At 72.2% G+C, this 4,405-nt stretch carries 4 protein-coding genes; 2 read left to right on the forward strand and 2 right to left on the reverse strand.

What is annotated here, in order from left to right:
• The coding region (locus H5J33_RS25130; protein ID WP_181797150.1) for an acyltransferase at positions 1-1,031 on the reverse strand (1,031 nt) is incomplete at its 3' end.
• A gap of 231 nt (positions 1,032-1,262) precedes the next feature.
• Entirely contained in the window at positions 1,263-1,454 is a 192-nt protein-coding gene (locus tag H5J33_RS25135; protein WP_181797151.1) for a hypothetical protein, read from the reverse strand.
• Positions 1,455-1,590: 136 nt separating this feature from the next.
• On the opposite strand from H5J33_RS25135, the gene H5J33_RS25140 reads away from it, so the two are divergent.
• A complete protein-coding gene (locus H5J33_RS25140; protein ID WP_181797152.1) occupies positions 1,591-2,028 on the forward strand; it encodes a Fur family transcriptional regulator in 438 nt (145 codons plus the stop codon).
• A 33-nt stretch (positions 2,029-2,061) separates the two neighbouring features.
• Positions 2,062-4,287 (forward strand): catalase/peroxidase HPI, encoded by a 2,226-nt coding sequence (katG, locus tag H5J33_RS25145; RefSeq protein ID WP_181797153.1) that lies wholly within the window; start codon positions 2,062-2,064, stop codon positions 4,285-4,287.
• Positions 4,288-4,405: the final 118 nt, after the last annotated feature.

Raw genomic sequence — 4,405 nt, forward strand, 5'->3', positions numbered from 1 at the left:
AACGCGGTCGCGCTGACCGCCAGTCCCGCGCAGGGGCCGAAGCGCGGCTTGGTGCCCAGGACGGTCGTCGCGGCGCGCAGCACCAGCAGGTGGACCATGTAGAAGGCGAACGACAGCTCCCCGAGCCGCACCATCCGCCCGCTGCGCCACAGGGACGGCAGCCCGCGCAGGTCGGCGACCGCCGCCGCCGGGATGAGCAGCGCGAACCCGGCCAGGGTGCACACGGTGGCCGAGTAGCCGGGCGTGACCTGCGGGACCAGGAAGTAGCCGATGACGGCCAGCGCGAGCGACGCCTCCAGCCCCGGGCCGCGCCAGCGGCCGAGCAGCACCAGCCGCGCGGCGACCGCGCCGAGCACGAACTCGGGCAGCCGGGCGGCGGGGAACGAGTAGACCGAGTGCGTCCACCAGTGGTGGGCGTCCGTCCAGGCCAGCAGCACCACCGCGGCCACCGACAGCCCGCCCAGCACGGTCGCGCCGCGCGCCCCGAGCCGGCGCAGCAGCCCGATCAGCAGCGGGAAGGCGGCGTAGAAGAAGGCCTCGCAGGCCAGGGACCAGCTCACCGGGTTCAGCGTCTGCCACCACGGGCGCCACCAGGAGTGCACCAGCAGCGCGTTGGCCAGGGCCTGGTCCGGCGCCGGCAGCGCCCGGTGGGTCAGCGTGCCCGCCATGACCAGCGCCATGACGAGGGTGACCAGGTGCACCGGGTAGACCCGGGCGATCCGCCGCCGCCAGAAGGCGAGCGCGCGGTCACGGGGCCGTGCCGACCAGGTCAGCACGAATCCCGACAGGACGAAGAAGAACGACACTCCGGTGGCGCCGGCGCCGAAGCCCCAGGACACCAGGCGGCCGCCGGTGCCGCCGAACCAGCCGAAGTTGTGCACGTGCAGTCCGAACACCAGCAGCGCCGCCATCCAGCGCAGTCCGGTGAGCGATGGCAGGGAGGGCGGGGCGGGCGGTGCGGGGGACCCGGCGGCCGCCTGGCCGGTCCGGGCGGGCGGCGTCCGGAGCGCCCGGGTCGTCGCCGTGGTCATCACATCACCTGCCGCAGGAGAATCGCGTGGGGCATGAAGGGGTTCGTTGCCCGTCCGCCCCCGGTCCATCACGCGGACCGGGAAACTTCACACTGCTGCCGAACGACGCGTCGCCACGAACGCCACGGACGGCGGGACGGTGTGCACCCGCACGAGTGATGTCACCGGCCCGTGGTCCACCCACGGCCGCCCGGTCCCGCCTCCCCGGCCGAGCTGCCGTGCCCGCCCGCGTCAGGCCGCCGCCCCCGCCCGGGTCAGGGCCTCGATCAACTGCTCCCGGGTCATCTTCGAGCGGCCCGGCACGTCCGCCGCGCCCGCCCGCTCGTACAGCTCCGCCTTCGAGAATCCGGCCGGGGACTCCGGCTCCCCCTTCCGGTGGACCGCCCGGCTCGCCGCACCGCTGCCGCCCGTCCGGGACCCCATGACGCGGGCATGCGCGCGACCCCGCCCGGCCGGCGCGAAGAGGGCCTCCGAGACGGCCGGGCGTCGCCCGGACGCGACCAGAATTGCATCCCTCGTTTTCTTGAACCCCTCGTGTTTATGACGATAGGTTCGGCCCATGTCCGCCTCCCCGAGACCGACCACCGCCGAGGAGCTGCGCGGTGCCGGCCTGCGCGTGACGGCAGCCCGCGTCGCGCTGCTGGAGATCGTCCGGGACGGTGACCACCTCGGCGCCGAGGCGATCGCCTCGGGTGTCCGCGATCGCGTAGGCCACATCTCCCTGCAAGCGGTCTACGAGGCCCTGCACGCGCTGACCGCGGCGGGTCTGGTGCGCCGTATCGAGCCGGCCGGCCACCCGGCCCGGTACGAGGGACGTGTGGGCGACAACCACCACCACATCGTGTGCCGGTCCTGCGGGACCCTCGCGGACGTCGACTGTGCCGTCGGCGCCGCCCCCTGCCTGACCGCCTCCGAGGACCACGGCTTCGCCATCGACGAGGCCGAGGTCGTGTACTGGGGCCTGTGCCCCGGCTGTTCCACCGGCCGCAGTTCCTGAGCACCGAGTTCCGCACAGTTCGGAAGGATTGCCATGACCGAGAACCACGACGCGATCGTCACAGACGCGAAGCCGGAGGAGGTGAGCGGCGGCTGCCCCGTCGCGCACGACCGGGCCCTGCACCCGACCCAGGGCGGCGGCAACCGTCAGTGGTGGCCGGAGCGGCTCAATGTGAAGATCCTCGCCAAGAATCCCGACGTGGCCAACCCGCTGGACGAGGACTTCGACTACGCGCAGGCCTTCCAGGCCCTGGACCTCGCCGCCGTGAAGCGGGACATCGCCGAGGTGCTCACCACGTCGCAGGACTGGTGGCCCGCCGACTTCGGCAACTACGGCCCGCTGATGATCCGTATGGCCTGGCACAGCGCGGGCACCTACCGCATCAGCGACGGCCGCGGTGGCGCCGGCGCCGGCCAGCAGCGCTTCGCCCCGCTCAACAGCTGGCCGGACAACGCCAACCTGGACAAGGCCCGCCGCCTGCTGTGGCCGGTCAAGAAGAAGTACGGCCAGAACATCTCCTGGGCCGACCTGCTGGTCCTCACCGGCAACGTCGCCCTGGAGACGATGGGCCTGAAGACCTTCGGCTTCGGCGGCGGCCGCGAGGACGTCTGGGAGCCGGAGGAGGACGTCTACTGGGGTCCCGAGACCACCTGGCTGGACGACAAGCGCTACACCGGCGACCGCGAGCTGGAGAACCCGCTCGGCGCCGTCCAGATGGGCCTGATCTACGTCAACCCCGAGGGCCCGAACGGCAACCCGGACCCGCTCGCCGCGGCCCGCGACATCCGTGAGACGTTCCGCCGCATGGCGATGAACGACGAGGAGACCGTCGCGCTGATCGCCGGCGGCCACACCTTCGGCAAGACCCACGGCGCCGGCCCCGCCGACAACGTCGGCGCCGACCCGGAGGCCGCCGGCCTGGAGGAGCAGGGCCTCGGCTGGCGCAGCACCTACGGCACCGGCAAGGGCGGGGACGCCATCACCTCCGGTCTGGAGGTCACCTGGACGGCCACGCCGACCCAGTGGAGCAACGGCTTCTTCAAGAACCTGTTCGAGTACGAGTACGAGCTGGAGCAGAGCCCGGCCGGCGCCCACCAGTGGGTGGCCAAGAACGCCCCGGAGATCATCCCCGACGCGCACGATGCGGAGAAGAAGCACCGCCCGCGGATGCTCACCACCGACCTGGCGCTGCGCTTCGACCCGATCTACGAGCCCATCTCCCGCCGGTTCTACGAGAACCCGGAGGAATTCGCGGACGCCTTCGCCCGCGCCTGGTACAAGCTCACCCACCGTGACATGGGCCCGAAGTCGCTGTACCTCGGCCCCGAGGTCCCGGAGGAGACGCTGCTCTGGCAGGACCCGCTGCCCGAGCGCGAGGGCGAGCTGATCGACGACGCCGACATCGCCGCCCTGAAGACCAAGCTGCTCGACTCGGGCCTGTCCGTGTCCCAGCTGGTCACCACCGCGTGGGCGTCCGCGTCCACCTTCCGCGCCAGCGACAAGCGCGGCGGCGCCAACGGCGCCCGCATCCGCCTCGCCCCGCAGCGCGGCTGGGAGGTCAACGAGCCCGACCAGCTCGCCCAGGTGCTGCGCACCCTGGAGGGCATCCAGCAGGAGTTCAACGCCTCCTCCGGCGCCAAGAAGATCTCCCTGGCCGACCTCATCGTCCTCGGCGGTGCCGCCGCCGTGGAGAAGGCCGCCAAGGAGGGCGGCTTCGAGATCGAGGTGCCCTTCACCCCGGGCCGGGTGGACGCGGGCGAGGAGCACACCGACGCCGAGTCCTTCGAGGCGCTGGAGCCGACCGCGGACGGCTTCCGCAACTACCTCGGCAAGGGCAACCGGCTGCCCGCCGAGTACCTGCTGCTCGACCGGGCCAACCTGCTGAGCCTGAGCGCCCCCGAGATGACCGTGCTCGTCGGCGGTCTGCGCGTCCTCGGCGCCACCTACCAGCAGTCGCAGCTCGGCGTCCTCACCAAGACGCCCGGCGTCCTCACCAACGACTTCTTCGTGAACCTGCTCGACCTGGGCACGCAGTGGAAGGCGACCTCGGAGGACCAGACCACCTTCGAGGGCCGGGACGCGAGCACCGGCGAGGTGAGGTGGGCCGGCAGCCGGGCCGACCTCGTCTTCGGCTCCAACTCCGAGCTGCGCGCCCTCGCCGAGGTGTACGCGAGCGACGACGCCAAGGAGAAGTTCGTGAAGGACTTCGTCGCGGCCTGGAACAAGGTCATGAACGCGGACCGCTTCGACCTCGTCTGACCGGTCCGGCCCGCTGAACGGCGCGTCCGGGTCCGCCCCCAGGGGCGGACCCGGACGCTTAGCCCCTCAAGGGTCACTTCGCGAAGGCCGACGTCACCCCCCGTCGCCACCTCGTCGA

The sequence above is a fragment of the Streptomyces sp. WELS2 genome, from assembly GCF_013870595.1.
GTDB lineage: Bacteria > Actinomycetota > Actinomycetes > Streptomycetales > Streptomycetaceae > Streptomyces.

Excerpts from the sequence above, each read along its gene's own strand:
- H5J33_RS25135 (WP_181797151.1), bottom strand. The coding sequence starts at position 1,454 with ATGGGGTCCCGGACGGGCGGCAGCGGTGCGGCGAGCCGGGCGGTCCAC.
- H5J33_RS25140 (WP_181797152.1), top strand. The coding sequence starts at position 1,591 with ATGTCCGCCTCCCCGAGACCGACCACCGCCGAGGAGCTGCGCGGTGCC.
- katG (WP_181797153.1), top strand. The coding sequence starts at position 2,062 with ATGACCGAGAACCACGACGCGATCGTCACAGACGCGAAGCCGGAGGAG.